Source organism: Vibrio sp. TRT 29B02 (assembly GCF_050113655.1).
In the GTDB taxonomy this organism is placed as follows: Bacteria; Pseudomonadota; Gammaproteobacteria; order Enterobacterales; family Vibrionaceae; genus Vibrio.
The window spans coordinates 144,020-165,543 of the sequence record NZ_JBNJOJ010000001.1 but is presented as its reverse complement, the minus strand read 5'-3'; the positions used below and the strand labels follow the sequence as shown (position 1 = coordinate 165,543).

Here is a 21,524-nt window from a genome sequence, read left to right as displayed (position 1 = left end):
TCGGCTCCTTATGAGAAAAACTGGTTTAAGTTTTTAAAACGGAAAACCGTACGTTCACATTCAGACTTGGTCGACTCTAATACTTGTTGAAGGTTCTGCAAGCTCGCCTCCATTACTCGTGGTAGTTCTTGATCAATAAAGCCGTGTGGTAACGCACCATGGAAGTTAGAGCGAACTTTGCGTAAGTGATGTTCGGCATTTTCTAGCTGTGACATCGCCTGCTCTGACTTAGTTAACCACTCTTGATAAAGTGACTCATCTAGCCCCTTGTTGGTTACGACAGAGACCAACACAGCGCGATTAGCAATATCTTTGATAACAAGATTATTCGCCGCATCGAGGTCGAAGCGCAGACGACACATATTGGTGTTCTGATTAACATAGCCATAGACATCACCCTGACCATCTTTAATCACTCGCTCTAACTCATTCTTAGGCACGTACACCCAACGGCTGTCGCCCTTCTCCGATTCGGAAACCGACATATTGCTTTGGAGTAAAACCAACTTGACCAAATCAAATGCGCTGCCAACTTTGTAGCTCTTGGCATTTGAAATATCGTAGCTGTGAATCTGCTTCTTAATCAGACCCGTTGTTGTTTCTGTACCTAGTGTTATGCCAAATTGTGACTCCAGCGCTTCTTGAATATCGCCAAGCTCTTCACGACACAGGGTGATTTGTTGCTCGACTTCCTGTTGGTCAAACGCGTGATTAAGAGCAAACTGCTTGATGACATTACGCACAACATCTCGTGATTCAGGACTGTTCCACAAACAATCTTGCAGCAGGAGTAAATCAAGAGGATTAATTGAATCACGACCGTTGAAATAAGCACTCGCTTTAAGGAGTTTTACCGCCTTCTTCCAGCGACGGTCTGAGACATACATGTCGGTATCGGCAACATCGCCTCCCGTTGTTGAGGTCGCCGCATTCTCTAGCATCGTTTTCAGTTCGAAAAGTTTTTCGAACACCTCATCTGACAATTCAAGTTTATCCAGTTCGGACTGCCACTGATGATACTCTTCATCGGTAATCGCAAGACCTTCCGGAATAGCGGCTTCTTGTGGTGTACCAACCGTTAACATCGACTTAAAGTTGTTCTTGTTCTGAATGCGATTGACGAACACTCGTACTAGCATTCGGTCATATAGCGCTTCTAGCCCGCTATCTTCATCCGGTAGTTCATTGGAGGCTGACACCAACAAACGCATTGGTACTCGATGGATATCGCTGCCATTTTTAAACGTTTTTTCGTTAACCACCGTAAGTAGCGTGTTAAGAATTGCTGGGCCTGCTTTCCAGATTTCGTCAAGAAACACCACTTGCGCTGTCGGCAAATAGCCCTCAGTTAGACGTAGATAACGACCGTTGTCTTTGAGTTCCTGAATACTAAGTGGGCCAAACACCTCTTCAGGCGTCGAAAATCTGGTCATTAAGTATTCAAAATAAGAAGAGTTGTCAAAGGCTTGAATAAGACGTTTCGCAATCAGACTCTTGGCAATACCCGGAGGGCCAAGTAAGAAAACACTTTCACCCGCTAGCGCTGCTAGCAAACAGAGCTTGATGGTTTCTTCTCTTTCATACACACCATCAGAAAGCGCTTGAGCCAATTTACTGATCCGTTCAGAGAGCAATGCTTTTTGTGAGTGAGACACTCGATTTGGGCTAATCATTTTCGTGCTCTCCTAGGGACACCTTGAAACCTTGTATGTATAATTTTATACATTTGTTATCATTTTGTTACAAGTGCATTTTTTTGATTGGACGGATCTTTATAGCAGAAGCGGTTTTTACGTAACGCCTAGAAATCAATGTTTGCACTTTTGATAGTTTAATCACTGTTCTGCATAACCTACTCAGCAACTAGGAATGGAATTGATCTTTATCTCTGCAAGCCGAAGCTGTAATGTAGGCCAGTCTAGAGCTATGGACGAATAAAGCGATTCAATGGAAAATCAAACTAAAACTATCCATTCGTGGAAAAGCATTTCTTTGATAGAAGAAAATCTGACGCTTCCCAATGGCAAAAACATCACCCACACCACCATTTCTCATCCTGGAGCGACTGTTATTCTCCCGATCGATAACGATGGACAGATCATTGTTATCAATCAGTACCGACCTTCATTGAAAAAATGGCTTCTGGAGTTACCCGCTGGAACGCTAGAGAGTGGCGAACCCGTCGAGGCTTGTGCCCACAGAGAGCTTGAAGAAGAGACTGGTTACAGCGCAAAAAGCATGATATCTCTAGGACAGGTAACACCTCTCGCGGGTTTCTGTGATGAAATTCAATACCTATTCGTCGCGAAAGATCTGAGCCATACGCAACGTTACCAGTGCGACGAAGATGAGGTCATCGACGTTATCTCGCTATCGATAGAACAACTCGAACAAAAAATCATTCAAGGCGAAATCACCGATGCTAAAACGATCGCGTGTTTAAGCAAAGCCAAGCTATGTGGATATATTTAGGAGATTAATTTATGGATTTTCGTTCTGATACCGTAACCAAACCAACCGAAGCAATGCGCAAAGCGATGAGTGAAGCGCTTGTCGGTGATGATGTTTATGGTGATGACCCAACCGTTAATGAGTTGGAGCAATGGGCTGCGCAGCGACACGGTTTCGAAGCCGCACTATTTACCACATCGGGTACTCAGGCGAATCTACTTGGCTTAATGGCTCACTGTCAGCGCGGTGACGAATATTTATGTGGTCAGCAAGCGCACAACTATAAGTACGAAGCTGGAGGTGCCGCAGTACTTGGCTCAATTCAACCTCAGCCGATTGAAAACAACCCAGACGGGACGCTCGATTTTGCAAAGCTAGCAGCAGCGATCAAACCGGATGACTCACACTTTGCCCGAACTAAATTACTCAGCCTCGAAAACACCATTAATGGCAAAGTGCTACCGCTTAGCTATTTGGCACAAGCGCGAGAGTTTGTTAATCACCACGGTTTAATGCTTCATCTTGACGGTGCGCGTGTTTACAACGCAGCAGTCGCACTGGATATCGATGTTAAAGAGATTGCCCAATACTTTGATTCCATGACTATCTGCTTGTCAAAGGGACTCGCAGCACCGATTGGCTCTTTGCTGCTAGGCAGCAGCGAATTTATCGCCCGAGCTCGTCGCTTACGTAAAATGGTCGGTGGCGGTATGCGTCAGGCCGGTATTTTGGCAGCGGCCGGCAAACTCGCATTAACTGAGCAAGTTGAACAACTCACGTTAGATCATGCCAACGCTAAACGTCTTGCTGAAGGCCTAAGCAAGATCGATGGTTATCATGTTAAACCAGAATTGGTAGAAACGAATATTGTGTTTGCCAAACTCGATGAGAACATTGATATCAAACAGATCGCGGCAAAACTGGCAGACGATGGCATCACAGTCTCACCAGGAAATCCAATCCGCTTCGTCACTCATAAAGATGTCACAGGCGAAGATATTGATACTTTGCTAGCAAAACTGGCACAGTACAGCCAATAATGACTTCAAACTCTTGAGCTTCCCCTTAGGGGAAGCTTTATTCTAGCTCCATCATTGTTTACCGAGTTCAACTGATGGCAAGAGTCTTCTTACTTCTACTGTTATTGTCACCCTTCTCTCAAGCTGAGTCATTCGGCGACCCAGAACTGGGCAAAATCAAAGCGCCAAGCTGCGTCTTTTGTCATGGTCAAACAGGGAAAGCGGTTAAGCCATCTTACCCTAACATCAATGGTCAAAACGCTCAGTATCTATACCAATCTATGAAAGATTATCAGCAAGGTAATCGGACTGGACCACTGGCAGAAATGATGAAAGGTCAGCTTTCACGCCTTAATGATCAAGATCTAAAAGACATTGCCGCTTACTTCTCCAGTCAAAACTAACGTCGGCAAATAGAACAAAGCCTTTTCCTCGGGATGCTTTCCCCACCGTAATACCAAAAGACGCTGAATGCTGTAGATACCCGGTGCGCCCTCTACTACCAGCGAACTGAGTCTAATTGATCAAGCCAAACACACTAGTATTCGTTATATAATTACAAACCGCCTGCGTTCTTTCTTATTCTTTTCATGAGCGCAGATGATAAATATCACTCACAAGCCATGTAACAAATTATCAAGTTGCTATTTATTGTGATTAAATCCCCCATTTATCAATTAATCTCTCATTAAGAGCCTTTTCTGCTCATCACCATCTGCCCTCATTTTCAAAACCCAACACGCGCGTAAAAAAAATGATCTAATTGTTATATTTTTGATACCCACAATGATAACAACTGATCCCTAAATTACGTCACACTTCCATAATCACAATTATTTAACATAATTTACTAGGAAATTTTTCATTAACGTGTGTAAATCACAATTCAATCTCTGGTGCTCAATCTTCTATTGAAATACACCTTAAGATCATCTCATCGGTTCAACTTACCCTACACATAACAAATAAAGGATTGATGAAGATGAAAAAGGTCTTACTGAAAGCGGCAGCTGTAACGCTAGCCCTTGCTGCTACCGGCGTTCAAGCTAAAGATTATGAAATCGTAAATGTAGTTAAAGTGTCTGGCATTCCTTGGTTTAACCAAATGAACAAAGGGATCGAGCAAGCAGCTACGGATTTCGGCGTGACAGCTCGCCAGCTTGGTCCTTCCACTCCAGATCCAGCGCAACAAGTTAAAATTATTGAAGACTTAATTGCCAAAGGCGTTGATGCAATTACTGTGGTTCCGAATGATGTAACTGTATTGGAACCAGTATTTAAAAAAGCTCGTGAGAAAGGGATTATCGTGTTAACCCATGAGTCACCAGATGGACATGGTGCGGATTGGGATATCGAAACGATTGATAACCAAGCCTACGCGAAAGCAACCATGGATGAGCTTGCAAAAAATATGAACAAGCAAGGTGGTTACGCAGTTTATGTTGGCTCATTAACGGTGCCACTGCATAACAACTGGGCAAATCTAGCTATCGATTACCAAAAGAAAACCTACCCAGAAATGTATGAAGTCACTAGCCGTATGCCAGTTGCTGAAAGCATCGATCAATCTTATGCCGCAACGAATGACCTGATGAAAGCACACCCAGATATGGCTGGCATCGTTTCTTACGGTTCATTAGGTGGCATCGGTGCAGGTGAAGCCATTAAGAAGAAACGCGCAAAAGACAAAATCAGCGTCGTGGGTATTATGATGCCAAGCCAAGCTGCTCCGTACTTAGCTCGTGGCGAGATTGATAAAGGCTTCTTGTGGAACCCTGCAGATGCGGGCTACGCCTTGGTTGCCGTTGCTAAACAAATGCTCGAAGGTAAAGACGTATCTCAAGGGGTCAATGTCCAAGGCCTAGGCGATGCAGAAATCGATGCGCAAAACCGCGTGATCAAGTTTAACAAGATTCTAGAAGTGGATAAAACCAACGCACGTCAGCTTGGTTTCTAAGCTAAACAAACCCTGTTTTAAATTGGGCGGTGCAACGCCGCCCAACCTTATTGGAAATGATCATGTCTGGAACTCCTTTTATTACCCTCAAGCAAGTATCCAAGCACTTTGGTTCCGTCAAGGCATTGGATGGGATAAACCTAACATTCAATCAAGGTGAGGTGCACTGCCTAGCTGGCAAAAATGGCTGTGGGAAAAGCACATTATTTAAAGTGATATCTGGCGTTCACGCACCAGAGAAAGGCGCTGAGATCACATTAGCGGGCAAACACTATTCTCGACTCACCCCACAACAATCAATTGAACACGGCATTCAAGTTATCTACCAAGACTTATCCCTATTCCCAAACTTAACTGTCGCAGAGAATATTGCCATTCAGGATCATGTAGAATGGACAAAAGGACTGGTGCAACAGAGGCGTATTCAGAGCATTGCAACTCAAGCAATGGCAAAAGTAGGTGTCAAATTACCACTGGATAAACGCGTTGAGCAGCTTTCAATTGCCGAATGTCAGCTCGTCGCCATTTGCCGAGCTATGGCATCTGATGCCAAATTAATGATCATGGATGAGCCAACCGCCTCACTCACTCGCACCGAAGTGAATCACCTCATCGACGTGGTCGCAGACCTTAAATCCAAAGGCGTCACAGTGGTTTTTGTGAGCCACAAGCTTGATGAAGTAATGGAGATCTCCGACCGAATCACTGTCATTCGTGATGGCCGCACCATCGGAACCTATCAAGCTGACCAAGTAGACAGTGACGAATTGGCTTTTCTAATGACCGGACAACGATTCGAATTCACTCCTCTTGCCGATTACCACCAGCAAGGTGCCGTTAAACTTGAAGTAGAACATCTGTCGAAACGTGGCCAATTTGACGACATTTCATTTCAAGTTCGTGCAGGAGAGATCGTCTCCATTACCGGCTTACTTGGCGCAGGACGAACCGAATTGTGTATGGCATTGTTCGGCATGACTCAACCAGACAGCGGCGTTATCCGCATCAACGGCCAACCAACCACATTCAAATCTAATCGTGACGCAATTTCTCAAGGTATCGGTTATGTCTCTGAAGACCGCATGTCGACTGGGTTGGTGATGGAACAAGCGATTCAAGACAACATTACCGCCTCAGTAATGCACAGACTTAAGAAGCCCTCAGGTTTTCTTGACCATCTAAAGGCAAACAAGCTCGTCGATAGATTGATTTGTTCATTGTCCATCAAAGCCGCGGATCCAAAACTCCCAGTAACCAGTTTATCCGGTGGTAATGCGCAGCGTATCTCTATCGCAAAATGGATAGCCGCAGAGCCAGAAGTGCTCATCCTTGACTCTCCGACCGTGGGTGTCGACGTTGCCAATAAAGAAGCAATCTACACCATCGCAAAAGATCTTGCCGCAAAAGGAATGGCAATCATCATGGTCAGCGATGAAATCCCCGAAGTGTTCTACAACAGTCATCGCGTGATTGTGATGAAAGAAGGACGTTTTACTCATGATTTCCAACCCGCTCACTCTACTGAGCAACAAATCATGGAGGCCGTCAATGCTTAACCAGTTTCGTTGTTCCTTATCTTCATTCAGCAAACGCCATGAGTTCTACCTCTCATTGATGATTGTGTTGATTGTCGCAGTGCTGAGTTTTGCCTCAGAAGATTTCCTCACTCTTGGAAACATCTTTGACATGTCCGTCAGTTCGGCATTGCTAGGCATCATGGCTTGTGGTTTGTTTGTCGTACTTATCGCTGGCGGCATCGACATCTCATTCCCAGCCAGTGCTGCGATTGCACAGTACATCACCGCGACATACATTTTGACGATTGGTGGTAACTTCATGATTGCGTTTGCTATTGCAACCGTCGTGGGTGTGTTGCTTGGTATGATCAACGCTACGCTGGTCTACAAACTCAAGGTGCCAGCGATCATCATTACCATTTCAACATTGAACGTGTTCTTTGGCTTACTGATTTACTTTAGTAACGGCGAATGGTTGTACGGTTTTCCTGACTGGTTTATGGATGGTATTGAGCTATTCACATTTACCGGTAGCGACGGCTATGACTACGGCTTATCACTTCCAATCTTAACCTTAGTAGCAATGATTGCCCTCACCTCATTCCTGATGTCTAAGACACGCTTGGGGCGTCAGATTTACGCGGTCGGCGGTAACGCAGACGCGGCGAGTCGTATTGGTATTAACCTATTTGGTATTAATCTGTTCGTTTATGGCTACATGGGAGCACTTGCAGGCATTGCTTCTGTGGTTCAAACCCAAATAACCCAATCAGTCGCTCCAAACTCTCTTATGGGGTTTGAGCTTACGGTACTAGCTGCGGTTGTACTTGGTGGCACAAGTATGACAGGAGGCAAAGGTACGCTGTTTGGCGTTGTACTTGGGGTGATATTGCTCGCCGTTGCTAAGAACGGTCTGACGTTACTTGGTGTACCTTCATATTGGCACACGGTCGTAACTGGCTTAATCATTGTTTGCAGCATCAGTATGACGGCAATCAATGAGAAAAAACAAGCACTACAAGAGGCATAAACCATGGAACAAGTGCTAAATAGTTTAAAGCTGCCGACAGACAAGAACATTCGTTACTTACTGGTGATCTTAGCTGGCATCCTCGCCGTTATGGCATTCTCAAGTGGGCAAGCGTTCTTCTCCATTGATAACTTACAATCGATGTCATCGCAAATGCCACTGCTCGGTTTACTCGCACTGGCAATGGCTGTGTGCATGCTGACGGGCGGTATCAACCTGTCGATCATTGCAACAACCAACGCGTGTGGATTAATAATGGCAAGCATCATTACGCAAGCGCCTGATAGCTCAGCAATGCTTGTCTTGGCGCTTCTCGCAGGCCTGATTACCGCTACAGTCATCGGCTTGCTCAATGGTGCATTGATCGCGTACGTTGGCGTTTCACCAATACTCGCAACCTTAGGGACGATGACCCTGATTAATGGTCTTAACGTGTTAATCTCTGGCGGTAGTGTTATCTCGGGTTTCCCTAAAACCCTTTTGGTACTCGGCAACGGCTCAATCTTTGGCGTACCTATGCCCTTGATCTTGTTTGTAGGTTTTGCAATTGGCTTATGGGCACTATTGGAGCACACCAGCTTAGGTCGAACTATCTACCTGATGGGGTCCAATGAAAAAGCCACCCGTTTCTCCGGTATCAACACACAAAAAGCAACCTTGTACGTTTATGTCATCTCTTCTGTGCTTTGCTGGGTCGCAGCCATTGTGATGATGGCAAAATTCAACTCTGCAAAGGCTGGCTACGGAGAATCCTATCTTCTGACGGCAATTCTCGCTTCAGTACTCGGGGGAATTAACCCTGACGGTGGCTTTGGACGCATTATCGGAATTGGTCTTGCACTTATCGTATTACAAACATTAGAAAGTGGCTTTAATTTGCTGGGAGTGAGCAGCTATCTCACTATGGCGCTATGGGGCGGCATCTTGATCTTATTTATCTTCTTACAAAAAAATAAGGCTTAACGGAGTAGTATATGAGTATTTATTTTATCGGCGTTGATGTAGGCAGTGGCAGCGCGCGTGCGGGTGTCTTTAACGCACAAGGTCGTAAAGTGGGTGAAGCCAAACGCGACACCATGATGTTCAAACCTCAAGCTAACTTCGTTGAGCAATCTTCCGATGACATCTGGCAATGTGTGTGTCTTGCGGTTAAAGATGCGGTATCCCAAGCCAACATCGACCCTATCCAAGTCAAAGGCATCGGTTTCGATGCGACTTGTTCATTAGTCGTGTTGGATAAAAGCGGCCAGCCGCTCACGGTGAGTCCTACTGGGCGAAGCGAACAAAACGTCGTAATGTGGATGGATCACCGCGCCATTGCTCAAGCCGATCGGATCAACAAAACTCAGCATCCTGTATTGGCTTATGTGGGCAACCGTATCTCACCAGAGATGCAAACACCTAAGCTGCTTTGGCTCAAGCAAAACATGCCAAATACATGGGCAAAAGCAGGTTACTTCTTCGACCTACCCGACTTTTTAACTTGGAAAGCAACATTCGATGCTAGTCGATCCCTTTGCTCAACCGTATGTAAATGGACATACCTTGGCCATGAAAACAAATGGGATCGAGGCTTTTTCGAACTCATTGGTTTCGAAGACCTACTGGAAGACAATGCACAAACCATTGGTGACAGAATTCTTCCTATGGGCCAACCTGTCGGTGACGGTCTAACTGTACACGCTGCCGATGACTTGGGTTTAACCCCTGGAACCGCCGTGGGCACATCCATTATTGACGCCCATGCGGGTGGTATTGGTGTTCTTGGTGCCTCTGGAATGACGGGTGAGAAAGCCGACTTTAATAAACGTCTCGCTCTGATCGGCGGAACCTCGTCATGCCATATGGCTGCATCAAAGGCGGCTCGATTCATTGATGGCGTTTGGGGAGCGTACTACAGTGCAATGATCCCGGGTTATTGGCTCAACGAAGGCGGGCAATCAGCCACTGGTGCTTTGATCGACCATATCATCACATCTCACCCACTGTACAAAAACACTAAGGAGCTAGCCGATAAACAAGGCAAAACCGTTTATCAGCTATTAAACGATCGCTTATTGGAACTTGCTGGTAACAAAGAAGACATCGCATTTTTGACAAAAGACATTCATGTTCTACCTTACTTCCATGGTAACCGCTCACCGAGAGCGAATGCTCATTTAACTGGCACAATCACCGGACTAAAAATGTCAAAAACGCTAGATGATATGGCATTTCAGTACCTTGCAACCATTCAAGGCATCGCCCTCGGCACACGCCATATTATCGAAGTGATGAACGACTCAGGCTATGACATCGATACCATTATGGCCTGTGGCGGTGGTACGAAAAACAGTGTCTTTCTACAAGAACATGCCAACGCGACTGGTTGTATGATCCTACTACCAGAAGAGAGTGAAGCCGTACTTCTTGGCTCTGCAATGTTGGGCTCCGTTGCCGCAGGGTTCTACAGTGATATTCCAGATGCAATGAATGCGATGAGTCGGATAAGCAAAAGCGTGATGCCTCAGACAGAGAAAATAAAACACTTTTATGATGCTAAGTACAAAATTTTCCACAAAATGTACGAGGACGATGTTCAATACAAACGTCTAATGGAAGCGTTTTAAAACACCAAACCCAAGGCTCACCACCTTGGGTTTTCTACTTCTGGGTACAGATAAGCGATACCATCACATTGGCTCACTTACCCCTTAGATAAATAATTTAGTTGTTGATGCTTTGATGCTCGCCAGTTAAACGGCATGCTAAAAAGTATGGTTATGGTGTCGACCAGTACTGCCACGCAAATCTGATGAGTTTGTGAGAAAGCGAGAGCGTTATTCTGTTGCACTCTCTTCATCTTGCTGATAAACAGGGTGTTTATATTGGTCATTAAGTCTTTTGATTTTGACGATCTCTATGTTGGGAAAAGTCTTTTTTAAGTAAGCAAGTAACTCTTCTTTTTGCTCAAGAGAGATATAGATATCACCTGAGAAGGCATGCACACCTTTCTCAGAAACAGCAAATGACATCACACCATCATTCGTTAGATTAAAGGCGACACTGCGATCATCAATTAACAGACAGCACTTATCAACGGTTGGTTTAAAATTGGTCATCCCAAATGACATCAGTGCAAATGCCCCAGCACCGACAAGCGCCAAGGGGCCAAGTAACAAAACCGCAATAACACACACCGCAATCCCCACCCAAGCAAAACCACGCACGATTTTATAAGCCACCTCTGGGATCATATCTTGCTCCGTGCAATGAATACCCCGTGAGGTTAAGTGGTAACAGCGATGTTTATCAGGAAAATACAGATACCTTGTTATCAATACCATCATGGTCATTAAAGCAAATGCCACCCAAAACATCGGGGTATCTACGGTAAAATCATCAAGAACAAGCCAAAAAAAGCCAAATATTGAACAGCCAACAAATATTGCCATTCCCCATATCCCTAGACGATCGTATTTACCGCCATATCCTTTGTGCTCCCAAGAGTAGGCTACATCAGCGTTATAAAGTTGTTCCTTTAGAGACTCTATGCTTTGGTTATTCTTCATTGGTCTATTCTCACTTCAATAATACGAGTGCCAAATTCTTTTGGCGCAGGCTCTACGGTTAAATCACCTTGTTTTTTACCTGACGCTATATAGCCCAGTTGTTGATGCTTTGAGGCTTGCCAGTTAAACGGCATGCTAACTAACACTGTAATGGTATCGTCCGTACTACCACCCAAATCTAATCGATAGGTGACGGGGCTACCTTCTTCTTTTTTTTGGCTCCATGTGCCGTTCTGCTCATTAAGCATAACAGCTGGCATCGCCTCAGTAGGGCCATAGCTATAAACTTGTTTGGGCTTACGCGTTATTTGTAAGCCAATCCGTTGGCCTATGGTAAATGCAGGCAAGGTCAACTCCAATTGCCATTGGTTGGTACCAGAGTCCATCCATTGGGAAGGTTTTCGGTTAGGGACTGAGTTAAGCTGAACCTGAGGTTTATGAATAATGTGCTCTAAGTGAGTTAACTCCTCGATAGGCTTCCATTGCTTCGATTGTTTGCCCCATATGGAGTGAAGCAGCCACTTCTCAAGTTCTGAACGTTTAAAGACATTAATGATGATAACAGCAATCAAATACACAATACCGGTAACCATAAGTGTAGTAAGCATCCAAGAGGCGATAATAGACCCGATACTCACCTTGATTAGACTACCACGACTCAATATATTGGCTACAAATTGTACTCCAAACACGAAAGCTTGAGCCAAGGTTGATCCCCACTTTAAGCCATAGCCGAACCGTTCCATTGGCGCATGACTTGAATCAGTGAATTTATCGTAGCTTTCCCATGTTTCGAATCCTGTCGCGATTAAGCCAAACAAAGAGACCGCCGCCGTGGTTTTCGCAAAAGTTTTGAGTGTAGCCACCTCTGAAACACTAGATGTCACCATTGCTTTGTTAAGGTTTTTTTTAAGCAATTCTGAATCTTTAACAATAATGTCCCAAGCAGCATCTCGCCACACAGCGGTAACAGCGGAGACCGCATAACCTGTCGCATAGGTCGCTTCTCTGATTGCAGGGTTAGTCCATAAGCTACTACTTGGGTGTTGCGCAGCTTTATGGCGGATGTCTTGCAGAACAACCGACACGTTCCAAAGGTTTAGGATGGCGACGACGCCCCCTATTTTACCCAATTTGTCCCATGATGCTTGAGTGAGCTGCTTACCTTGTTGCCAACTGCGTTCTACTGCATCGTTAAGCATTTGCTTGGCGGTGTTATTGACCGCTTCATGCTTAAGCATCACCATCATTGGCAACTCACTACTCAACAACTTCTGCATTTTCTGCTGAGCACTGCGCATGGTTTGTATCTGGTGGTTCTTTGGCGTCACCTCTCCTGAGGGAAGCTGACTAATATGACGAATGGTGGCCATTTCGGTGTTTAACTTTCGCTGCCATGTTTTAAACTGTGCGGGATAGTCAGGATTATGAACCACGATAGCTTCTGGGTTCACGATGGCCTCTAACATAACCAGCCGCAAGTTACTGACTAAACCTTCCGGTGTTGCGGTGGTATTCATCTGGCTAGGGAACAGCAAGTTCGAAGTAGCACGCCAACTCTCTTGGGCCACCCCTGAGACGGCTTTTTGAAGTGCTATAAAACTAAGCTGAACTGGCTCTGCTAATGCCTTAAACCACGCTTTATCATGCATGCGCACATCACCAGTGAACGCGCCCCAGTTAGCAATCGCACTAGAAAAGGCAACCATATCGCTAGCATTCTCGATGGAGAGTAGGCCTGGCTTAAGTTCATCAACGTAAGCGTTCAGCGCTTGCCAGTTTTCCAACTTAAAACCGAGAGAAGCTAGAGCGAAAAGCGTTTTGGGCGAATCCAGTGAAAGCGCCTGCTTCAACTGCTCATTCGCTTGTTCGGTATTTACCGCTTGTTTTACCACCGCTAAGTACTGGCTGGTTAAGCTAAGTAGATAAGTAAGGTGAGTCTCGTCTTGATTATCGAGGCCAAAAACCAGTGGGTCAGTCCCCAATTGATTAAACACCGCTATAAAGTCTTGATAAAGCACATCGATACGCTCATCCAGACCTTTAATCTGAGTGTAATACTGAGTAAGGAAAGCATCGAGTTCACTCCAGTTGACTTCGTCACTAAACACCGTATTGCGCTGCCAACTTTCTCGTTGCGCGGCAGTCGGAGTGAAGCGATACGTCTGTTTTAGCTCAGCAAGCTTCTCAATCGCTTGTTCTTGAAGTGGAGTAAACGGGGCGTTGCCGACATTCGGGTTAGCTTCAAGGGCGGTACGCTCTTTATCTGCCAGAGATTGAGTGGCGACATATTCAGTAAGTTGACGTTCAAACTCCATCACCTTGATTGGGTCATCTTTAACCTGCACCGGTAACTCATCATGTTCTACTCTTATCCGCCCTAGTGTTCGAGTCAGTTCGGCCATTTGTAGCTTGTGAAGATTGTCTTCATCTTGGTGGGCTGTGCTGCGCGCCGCAACCTGTTTGGAAAGAGGTAAGAACAAGTCGCTCACATCCGCTAGAGGGTCATCGAGGGCAATAAACATCCCGCAATCTTGGGCGGGCAAGTCAGCTCGATAATCTAAGTCCCAACACCCAGCCTTGTCTGCCACATGTTTGAAGTCATCAACTCCGCCTTCAATGGGTGTTAATGGTGTACAGGTCGTATCAAACACACCTGTCGGTGCTCCATCGGTGCCAACATCAGCGACATACTTGCCAAGCTGAGACGAAAGGCCCGCATGGGGGTGACTCTGTGTTGAATGGAACTGTTGCAAATTTACCTTACGCATCCATGTCGAACGATGGGATAGGTTAGAACGCATATGCTCACACAGTCGCCATGTCCAGCGTTGATGGGCAAACGTCATATAGAGTGTATTTTTCGCTGGGTAGACCAAGCAGCTTTTCGTTTCGCCTTTGCTGCCACGCTCATTCGCAGGTTTATCCGCTTCATCGTTTGACCAGTCAATTTTGGTCAACTCATACCCTTTCACCTGATACTCATCAAAAGTCTTATCCGTCTCGTCATAGACATACAACCAACCATCACGTAATTGCCTTAACGTATACTGACGCTGCTTTGGGGCAAATCGACCTTGCCACTGGGTATCGGTGGTAGGCAGTGGGTGAAGTGGTTGGCCTTGTTCATTAATATCGTCCAAGGCGTAACGTACAGGGATGATACCTATGTCATTGCGTCGCATATGACACTGACCCACCGCACTCTTTGCCTTGTGGGTTGATCCACATCTAGCCGCTTTATTGGGGGTACTCATATTTAGCTCTCCCTGAGTTGGTTGGCAATTTGCTCGGCTAAACTCGCCGCTTGAGCAATACGTTGTGATGAGGTGTGTGATGACGGTTGTTCGATAAGTTGAGTGAGATTTGGGTAGGTATTCTTTAGCAACGCCTGTTCGCCTACATAACCGAGAATATTGAAGTAATAGAGTAAGTCTTGCTCTGTCTCAAAACCTTTGGCGTGAGCGCTATCCATTTGGCTACAAACCCAGTTTCTTAAGTCGTTAATCTGCTGACAACGCTCAGGAAACCAACGCTGCATGTGAGCAATCAATGTATTGGGCAGTGAATTTTGCCATGGGATGAGCGAGAGTCTTCGCCACTGTTCGTCTGTAAGTTTCAGCGATTGATGGGGTATTTCTGGCGATATCACAAAAGGATTGTCAAGTGTTCGCCACTCACCCGCCTGATGAAGCCAGACTCTGTTCATGGGCAGCCATAGCATGGCACATTGCGTATCTAATAAAACATAGGCTGCATTGCTGTCAGCAAAACGAAAAAATCCGGGATTACCACTTGGCATTTCAACCATAATTAGTCGCCGTAAAGCTTTCGCTGCATCACTTAATGATAAATCTGAAGAGAAAAAGTATCCCCATTGAAACTGGTTGAGGTCAAAAAACCAGTGTTGAACCTCTGGGGTCGCTTTCACTAGCCTCGGTGAAACACTCAATAACGAATTATAAGGGGGATACAAAAATATCGGTTCTTGTTCCATTACCCCAGGTAGTTGATAAAGCTGCCTTTCTAGGTCAGGAATGCAAGCACCTTCCACCAAAAGAAATAGTTGCTCTGATTTTGACAATTCAAATAATGGCTTCATTGCGTATTACTCTGGTCTGACGTAGATAATATCTTCTGTATTAAACCGAGAATAACGACCGCTCAATAAGCAAGCAATGGCACATTGAAAAATTACTCATTTTCTGACTTAAAAAGAAAAACTAGGCAAAAAATGTCGAAGTAAGATCACTTTTTCTCTATCTATGCGAGCGAGAGAAGATTTGAGCCGTTCTTGAACCATTTCCAATGCCACTTTTTCAGGAGGTCGAGAAATTGCTTTTCCTAATTGGCAATAAGTCGTATTTGGACATTTATTTACCAGCGTTTTTGCTAATTTAGCAACTAATGAATAACTACAGGTATGGCACAGCTAGCTATGAAGTGCTAGTGCGGTAAGTAAAATCGCACTAGCTAAAAAATTGGTTTAGGTTCACACTAAGTTAAATTGGACATATTTTTAGCGACATCCTCTGCACCTCTTTGTATTTCATCGATCACTGAAGATACAGTGTATAATTGTTCATTTGTATCTATTGCAGAGACTCTAATTTTCCCCATTGATTCGGATATTTTATTCGTCAACATTACATTTTCAGAGACCACTCGACTAATTTCATCTGTTGAACCTGATGTCTTGGAAGCTAAAACCCTCACTTCATCAGCCACAACAGCAAAACCACGTCCATATTCACCAGCTCTTGCTGCTTCTATTGCCGCATTTAAAGCCAGTAAGTTCGTTTGATCAGCAATGCTACCAATAACTTGGACGATATTTTCAATGTTAGTTGAGAGTTCATTTAGCTTATTTATTAGCTCGACGGAGCTTTCCACTTGTTGAACTGCGTCTAGTGATTGTTCTTGAACTTTGTTTATTGACTTTTTACCATCCGTTGCTACTTGTTCAGTTTCAACAGCCGTTGTGTAAGCAATCGATATGGCCTCATTTGAAGCCTCCTCTTGAAGGACCTCTGGTGTAATATCAGTAGCAAACTTAACCACTTTATATACTTCATTTTTATCGTTGAATATTGGGTTGTAAGACGCCTGAATCCAAATTCTATCGCCTAGTTTTGATTTTCTTAAAAAACGCCCACTAAATGCTCTCCCACCTTGTAACTCCCTCCAAAAATGAGGGTTTTCTTGATAAAAATCGTCAAAACAAAGCATTTTATGATGCTTGGTTACGACTTCATCTTGTGAATAACCTAAAGTACTCAGGAATGCATCATTTGCATTAATTACCTCTCCAGAAGGTGAAAATGTGATAACGGCAAACGTTCGGTCTAATGCACTTAATAACTCACAATCTTCAATGCTTCTTACATGTTGTTCTGTAACATCAGAGGCGACTTTAGCAATTTTTATAACTTTTCCATCAGAGATTATCGGGAAATACGTTGCCTCAACAAATATTTCTTTTCCTGATTTATTAAGTCGGGAGAAAACTCCACTTTGCGCTTCCCCTGAAGCTAGATTGTGCCAAAAATGGGAATACTGTTGCGATAACGCAATTTCTTCTAAACAAAAGAGAGAATGGTGCTTACCTATAATTTCTTGCCTTTGGTATCCAACACAGGATAAAAACAAATCACTAGCATTTAAAATCTCCCCTTCAGGGGTAAACTCAATAACGGCCAGAGATCCATATAAAGACTCAATAAAATCTTGATTAAGGTCGGGGGTTTTGACCATTTTTTTCTTTTTAAAAAACATATATTCCGATTCTAATTACGTTTATGATTTTGTAATAACAGTACTAACACAAAATAAGTATCAAAATTAACAGAACCAGAATAGAATAAATAAGCGACGAATGATGTAGTTAATTTCCTATTATGTTAAACGTGACTTGTACTCAAAACACCCCTTAAATCACCTCAAACGCTTTTAGCAACAATCGGCGCATTCATTTTAAAAATTGAAAGGACACACACCATAAATATCACTAGCTAAGTGGTATGGCTCACAACTCAACCACCACATGAGCTTCTCACCGCCAGTTTGGGTGGGAACACAACGCTTTTGTATGGCTGCTTGTCGCCTTCCATGCGTGACAGAATAATCTCTCCCGCCGCTCGGCCTATTTCTCTTGCAGAGACAGAAATAGGAGTCAACGAGGGGTTGGTATCGGCAGATTCCGCAACATCATCAAAACCCACAACTGCGATATCTTTCCCCACGGTTTTACCGAGATCTTTAATTGCCCGCATGACTCCAAAAGCAACAATATCTTGGTAGCCAATAATGGCGGTTATCTCAGGGTGTTGATCCAATAGCTCTCTTGTTACCTTCGCTCCCTCGGAGCGGCTCGCTGAACAGCTTCGAATGTATCGTTCATTGAAAGGAATCCCATGTTCAATCAACTTTGACATATAGCCCCCAAGACGATGGGAACGCGTCTTCGAAATATCCAATCCACCAACGAACGCAATATGTTTGTGACCTTTTTTGATAAGGTGCTCCGTTGCCAACTGTAAGCCCATAAAGTTATTGGTTCCGACGAAATCAAATTGATCTTCTCCAATAGGTCGAACAGCCAACACTATCGGAAACCCACGACTTTGTACTGTCTCCAGAAAGTCCAGATCGGTTTCCATCGCAGGGCACATAACTACACCACCGGCATTCTGACTCAACAACGAATCGATGAACTTGCTTTGACGCTCAACGCTCTCTTCAGCGTTAGCGAGAAAGAGTAACGAATCTTGCTCTTCAAGATAGTGACTAAGTCCTGCAATCATTTCAGCGAAAAATGGGTTGGTGATATCCGGTATGACGAGCCCAACTAGGTTACTGCGCTTGTGTCGCAAGTTGGCAGCGGCCTGATTGTAAACATAACCAAGCTCTTTAACCGCTTCTAATACCCGCTCACGCGTGGTGGCAGAGATTCGCCCTTTGTTCGTCAATACCATGGACACGGTTGCGGTGGAAACGCTGCAATACTTAGCCACATCTGCGATGGTTGCTTTCGTCATGTTGAACTCCAGTAAATGAAATTAGCGCCAGTTATAACGGCTTTCCTACCTGATTAAAACCAGATTAATCGATTAACCCAAATCACGGACTATTATCGCTATGATTATGTGATTAACTACAAAGTTAGCCTTCAAATCAAGGGTTAACGAACGCTAAATGAGTAGTTAACCGCGTTAACCAATTTGTTGATTGATTAACTGAGTGATTAGACTGTAGTCAAATGATTAACTCAAGGTGATGTATGAAATACCTATCTGGTCAATCCAATTATGACAAGTTTCCAAATGTAGAAGTGAAGGGCTTTGACCACTCAGCCGTTCGCGGTTGGGGCAGTATCGTTGACACAATTGAACAACGCCTTCAGGACCAAGATAAACATATTTTGGTGATCGATACCTATCATGGTGTCAATCACAATGAAATCCTCGACCAGCTTGTTGCTCCGCTCTCCCCCGCTTTAGTGGTGTCAATGGACGACGCAAAATATTCCGAAGAACATATCTTCGCTATGTTGCAACGCAACATTACCGATGACCGAGTCTTTGGTGTCATTGCACCACACAAGCTGGAAGAGTTTTTTGACTGTGAAAAACTACAACAACTAAAGCAAGCCGTTAAAAACGCTGATTCTGGTTTAATCGTTGTTTTAGGCCATGGCGCAAGATTGGTCGCTGAAGGGGATACCTTTATTTATGCTGACCTAGCCCGTTGGGAAGTCCAACAACGCTTTCGCCGTGGTGAGCTCGGGAACTGGGGCGCAGAAAACTACGATGAGGATGTATTACGTAGATACAAACGCTCATTCTTTATCGAGTGGCGTGTCTTCGACCGTTATAAGACCAAACTGCTGTCTGTCGTCGATTTTCTATTAGACACTAACACCGCTTTTGACCCTAAAATGGTCTCTGGCACAGCGTTCAACGCCGGCTTGCAACAAGCGACAACTCAACCATTTAGACTGGTGCCTTTCTTTGATCCAGGGGTCTGGGGCGGTCAATGGATGAAAGAAGTCTGCGACCTCGACCAAGACAAGCCAAACTATGCATGGTGTTTTGACTGCGTTCCTGAAGAAAACAGCTTACTACTTAAATACGGTGACGTTGTTGTCGAAATACCATCGCAAGACTTGGTATTAACACAACCACGCGCACTCTTAGGCGACAGTGTCCATGCACGTTTTGGCGCAGAGTTCCCAATTCGATTCGACTTCCTCGATACCATGCAAGGTCAGCATCTAAGCCTGCAAGTACACCCTCTAACAGAGTACATTCAGAACGAATTTGGGATGCACTATACCCAAGACGAGAGCTATTACATATTAGACGCTGGAGAAAAAGCCAGTGTTTATCTTGGCACTAAGTCTGGCATCAACCCAGATGAACTGATGGATGATTTATATGCAGCGCAACGCGGCGAAAAATCATTCGATGATGAGCGCTTTATCAATCAATTTCCAGCGAAAAAGCACGACCATTTCTTAATCCCTGCCGGCACTATTCACTGCTCGGGCTCCGACTCAATGGTGCTTGAAATCAGTGCAACCCCATATATTTTCACTTTCAAACTGTGGGATTGGGGTCGTCTAGGGCTTGATAACCTGCCACGACCAGTACATTTGGACCATGGCAAAGAAGTGATTCAATGGGAGCGCAACACGGAATGGTGTCAGGAGCATTTAGTTAACGCTATTACACCAATCGCAGAAGGCGAAGGCTGGAGAGAAGAAAAAACGGGTCTGCATGAGCGTGAGTTTATCGAGACCCGACGCCACTGGTTCAACAAACCCGTTCTTCATAAAACTGAGGGAACCGTCAATGTTCTGAACTTAGTCGAAGGTAGGGAGGCAATTATCTTGAGTCCAGACAATAAATTTGAGCCATTTGTTGTTCATTATGCCGAAACCTTCGTTATCCCAGCTCACATAGACGCTTATGTCATCCAACCATATGGCGAAAGCGAAGGAAAAGAAATTGCCACTATTAAAGCGTTCGTAAGAGGTTAATCATGCTCCATTTTATTGTAGCCAGTCACGGCCCATTAGCCACTGCACTTATCAGTAGCGCCAACATGGTATTTGGCGAACTCAATAACACGACTGCGATCTGTCTGACCGAAGAGGGAGGCATAGAGCAATTTAAACACGATTTTCACCATGAAATCACTGCGATAGCACCCAATGTCGACGGCATTATTGTGTTATGCGATTTGGAATGCGGCACACCCTACAACGTAGCTTGCACTTACGCATTCAACCCAGATTTAAATCCCAAGGTGGAAGTCGTAACTGGGGTTAACTTCCCAACACTTTTAATGACGGCAGACTTTGTTGAAGAGACGGACGCTTCATCGGTTGCAACGACCTTGCAGCAAGAAGCGCTAAAAACGGTTGTGGTTGCCAAGCCAGTAGAGCTGTCACAAGAAGACTATTTTTAAGGAGAAACACTATGGCTATTTCATTTGTGCGTATCGACGACCGCGTTATTCATGGACAGTTAATGACTCGTTGGGCAAAAGAACTTCCTTGTGATGGCATCGTGGCCATTGACGATGCTGTAGCAGCTGACCCATTGCTATCACAAGTCATGAAAGGCGCAGTAACCGACGTTAAAGTTTGGCTATTTGACACGGCTACCGCCGTCAGCAAGCTACCGAAGGTGATCGCCAGCGACAAGAAGTATTTCGTCATCGCGAAATCTCCAGTCACGCTGCGCCGTATTCGCGAAGCCGGTATTAGCCTTGAAAATCTCAATAACAAAATCAACGTAGGCCCAATGAGCGCTAGAGAAGGCACAACGACAATTGGCAGCAACCAATGCGTTAACCAAGAAGAAATCTCTGCGTTTAATTACCTCTCAGAAGACGGTCACCACATCGACTTTAGATTGGTTCCTGATGCCAGTTCCTACACCTGGCAAGATGCACTGCAAAAACTGAAATAACAACAAAACAACCTCCACTTTT

Annotated in this window: 17 protein-coding genes; 11 read left to right on the top strand and 6 right to left on the bottom strand. The window is 44.6% G+C overall.

Annotated elements, in window-relative coordinates; genetic code table 11:
* Positions 1–8: 8 nt before the first annotated feature.
* The gene (locus tag ACQEXT_RS00695; protein WP_138972640.1) at positions 9–1,673 is read right to left on the bottom strand and encodes an ATPase RavA domain-containing protein; all 1,665 of its coding nucleotides are present in this window, start codon (positions 1,671–1,673) and stop codon (positions 9–11) included.
* A 274-nt stretch (positions 1,674–1,947) separates the two neighbouring features.
* Between ACQEXT_RS00695 and ACQEXT_RS00690 the strand changes: the two genes are divergently transcribed.
* The 8 genes from ACQEXT_RS00690 to ACQEXT_RS00655 all read left to right on the top strand — a co-directional run bounded on the left by ACQEXT_RS00690 (position 1,948) and on the right by ACQEXT_RS00655 (position 10,583).
* Positions 1,948–2,472, top strand: coding sequence for an NUDIX hydrolase (locus ACQEXT_RS00690; protein ID WP_331417722.1), 525 nt, complete (start codon positions 1,948–1,950; stop codon positions 2,470–2,472).
* 11 nt (positions 2,473–2,483) lie between these two features.
* Positions 2,484–3,491 (top strand): low-specificity L-threonine aldolase, encoded by a 1,008-nt coding sequence (gene ltaE, locus ACQEXT_RS00685; RefSeq protein ID WP_426950156.1) that lies wholly within the window; start codon positions 2,484–2,486, stop codon positions 3,489–3,491.
* A 74-nt stretch (positions 3,492–3,565) separates the two neighbouring features.
* Positions 3,566–3,874, top strand: coding sequence for a c-type cytochrome (locus tag ACQEXT_RS00680; RefSeq protein ID WP_426950155.1), 309 nt, complete (start codon positions 3,566–3,568; stop codon positions 3,872–3,874).
* Between the two features lie 578 nt (positions 3,875–4,452).
* Entirely contained in the window at positions 4,453–5,427 is a 975-nt protein-coding gene (locus ACQEXT_RS00675) for a substrate-binding domain-containing protein (protein ID WP_331417720.1), read from the top strand.
* Positions 5,428–5,489: 62 nt separating this feature from the next.
* Entirely contained in the window at positions 5,490–6,983 is a 1,494-nt protein-coding gene (locus ACQEXT_RS00670; RefSeq protein WP_426950154.1) for a sugar ABC transporter ATP-binding protein, read from the top strand.
* Positions 6,976–7,974: an ABC transporter permease gene (locus tag ACQEXT_RS00665; protein WP_426950152.1), complete on the top strand. Its 999-nt coding sequence runs from the start codon at positions 6,976–6,978 to the stop codon at positions 7,972–7,974. The genes ACQEXT_RS00670 and ACQEXT_RS00665 overlap by 8 nt, the downstream gene beginning before the upstream one ends.
* A 3-nt stretch (positions 7,975–7,977) precedes the next feature.
* A complete protein-coding gene (locus ACQEXT_RS00660; RefSeq protein ID WP_331417717.1) occupies positions 7,978–8,937 on the top strand; it encodes an ABC transporter permease in 960 nt (319 codons plus the stop codon).
* Between the two features lie 11 nt (positions 8,938–8,948).
* On the top strand, positions 8,949–10,583 hold the full coding sequence (locus tag ACQEXT_RS00655) for an FGGY-family carbohydrate kinase (RefSeq protein ID WP_426950151.1): 1,635 nt from the start codon (positions 8,949–8,951) through the stop codon (positions 10,581–10,583).
* Between the two features lie 210 nt (positions 10,584–10,793).
* Here ACQEXT_RS00655 and ACQEXT_RS00650 read toward each other — a convergent pair whose 3' ends face one another.
* The 5 genes from ACQEXT_RS00650 to ACQEXT_RS00630 form a co-directional block, all read right to left on the bottom strand.
* Positions 10,794–11,525, bottom strand: coding sequence for a hypothetical protein (locus tag ACQEXT_RS00650; protein WP_426950149.1), 732 nt, complete (start codon positions 11,523–11,525; stop codon positions 10,794–10,796).
* Positions 11,522–14,782 (bottom strand): T6SS effector BTH_I2691 family protein, encoded by a 3,261-nt coding sequence (locus ACQEXT_RS00645; protein ID WP_426950148.1) that lies wholly within the window; start codon positions 14,780–14,782, stop codon positions 11,522–11,524. Before ACQEXT_RS00645 ends, ACQEXT_RS00650 begins: the two co-directional genes overlap by 4 nt.
* Before the next feature lie 2 nt (positions 14,783–14,784).
* Positions 14,785–15,627 (bottom strand): DUF4123 domain-containing protein, encoded by an 843-nt coding sequence (locus ACQEXT_RS00640; protein WP_426950147.1) that lies wholly within the window; start codon positions 15,625–15,627, stop codon positions 14,785–14,787.
* 395 nt (positions 15,628–16,022) lie between these two features.
* Positions 16,023–17,300, bottom strand: coding sequence for a methyl-accepting chemotaxis protein (locus ACQEXT_RS00635; RefSeq protein ID WP_426950146.1), 1,278 nt, complete (start codon positions 17,298–17,300; stop codon positions 16,023–16,025).
* A 257-nt stretch (positions 17,301–17,557) separates the two neighbouring features.
* Positions 17,558–18,562, bottom strand: coding sequence for a LacI family DNA-binding transcriptional regulator (locus ACQEXT_RS00630; protein WP_426950145.1), 1,005 nt, complete (start codon positions 18,560–18,562; stop codon positions 17,558–17,560).
* Positions 18,563–18,804: 242 nt separating this feature from the next.
* Here ACQEXT_RS00630 and ACQEXT_RS00625 point away from each other — a divergent pair, with 242 nt between their 5' ends.
* Genes ACQEXT_RS00625 through ACQEXT_RS00615 form a run of 3 tightly spaced genes read left to right on the top strand, consistent with a single transcriptional unit; the run spans position 18,805 to position 21,502 of the window.
* Positions 18,805–20,565, top strand: coding sequence for a class I mannose-6-phosphate isomerase (locus ACQEXT_RS00625; RefSeq protein WP_426950144.1), 1,761 nt, complete (start codon positions 18,805–18,807; stop codon positions 20,563–20,565).
* 2 nt (positions 20,566–20,567) lie between these two features.
* Positions 20,568–20,996: a PTS sugar transporter subunit IIA gene (locus ACQEXT_RS00620; RefSeq protein WP_426950143.1), complete on the top strand. Its 429-nt coding sequence runs from the start codon at positions 20,568–20,570 to the stop codon at positions 20,994–20,996.
* Positions 20,997–21,007: 11 nt separating this feature from the next.
* Complete coding sequence (locus tag ACQEXT_RS00615) at positions 21,008–21,502, top strand: PTS system mannose/fructose/N-acetylgalactosamine-transporter subunit IIB (RefSeq protein WP_138972166.1); 495 nt, start codon at positions 21,008–21,010, stop codon at positions 21,500–21,502.
* The last annotated feature ends 22 nt before the right edge of the window (positions 21,503–21,524 follow it).

Excerpts from the sequence above, each read along its gene's own strand:
- ACQEXT_RS00620 (WP_426950143.1), top strand. The coding sequence starts at position 20,568 with ATGCTCCATTTTATTGTAGCCAGTCACGGCCCATTAGCCACTGCACTT.
- ACQEXT_RS00680 (WP_426950155.1), top strand. The coding sequence starts at position 3,566 with ATGGCAAGAGTCTTCTTACTTCTACTGTTATTGTCACCCTTCTCTCAA.
- ACQEXT_RS00665 (WP_426950152.1), top strand. The coding sequence starts at position 6,976 with ATGCTTAACCAGTTTCGTTGTTCCTTATCTTCATTCAGCAAACGCCAT.
- ltaE (WP_426950156.1), top strand. The coding sequence starts at position 2,484 with ATGGATTTTCGTTCTGATACCGTAACCAAACCAACCGAAGCAATGCGC.
- ACQEXT_RS00625 (WP_426950144.1), top strand. The coding sequence starts at position 18,805 with ATGAAATACCTATCTGGTCAATCCAATTATGACAAGTTTCCAAATGTA.
- ACQEXT_RS00690 (WP_331417722.1), top strand. The coding sequence starts at position 1,948 with ATGGAAAATCAAACTAAAACTATCCATTCGTGGAAAAGCATTTCTTTG.
- ACQEXT_RS00650 (WP_426950149.1), bottom strand. The coding sequence starts at position 11,525 with ATGAAGAATAACCAAAGCATAGAGTCTCTAAAGGAACAACTTTATAAC.
- ACQEXT_RS00640 (WP_426950147.1), bottom strand. The coding sequence starts at position 15,627 with ATGAAGCCATTATTTGAATTGTCAAAATCAGAGCAACTATTTCTTTTG.
- ACQEXT_RS00615 (WP_138972166.1), top strand. The coding sequence starts at position 21,008 with ATGGCTATTTCATTTGTGCGTATCGACGACCGCGTTATTCATGGACAG.
- ACQEXT_RS00635 (WP_426950146.1), bottom strand. The coding sequence starts at position 17,300 with ATGTTTTTTAAAAAGAAAAAAATGGTCAAAACCCCCGACCTTAATCAA.
- ACQEXT_RS00670 (WP_426950154.1), top strand. The coding sequence starts at position 5,490 with ATGTCTGGAACTCCTTTTATTACCCTCAAGCAAGTATCCAAGCACTTT.
- ACQEXT_RS00695 (WP_138972640.1), bottom strand. The coding sequence starts at position 1,673 with ATGATTAGCCCAAATCGAGTGTCTCACTCACAAAAAGCATTGCTCTCT.
- ACQEXT_RS00630 (WP_426950145.1), bottom strand. The coding sequence starts at position 18,562 with ATGACGAAAGCAACCATCGCAGATGTGGCTAAGTATTGCAGCGTTTCC.
- ACQEXT_RS00655 (WP_426950151.1), top strand. The coding sequence starts at position 8,949 with ATGAGTATTTATTTTATCGGCGTTGATGTAGGCAGTGGCAGCGCGCGT.
- ACQEXT_RS00645 (WP_426950148.1), bottom strand. The coding sequence starts at position 14,782 with ATGAGTACCCCCAATAAAGCGGCTAGATGTGGATCAACCCACAAGGCA.
- ACQEXT_RS00675 (WP_331417720.1), top strand. The coding sequence starts at position 4,453 with ATGAAAAAGGTCTTACTGAAAGCGGCAGCTGTAACGCTAGCCCTTGCT.
- ACQEXT_RS00660 (WP_331417717.1), top strand. The coding sequence starts at position 7,978 with ATGGAACAAGTGCTAAATAGTTTAAAGCTGCCGACAGACAAGAACATT.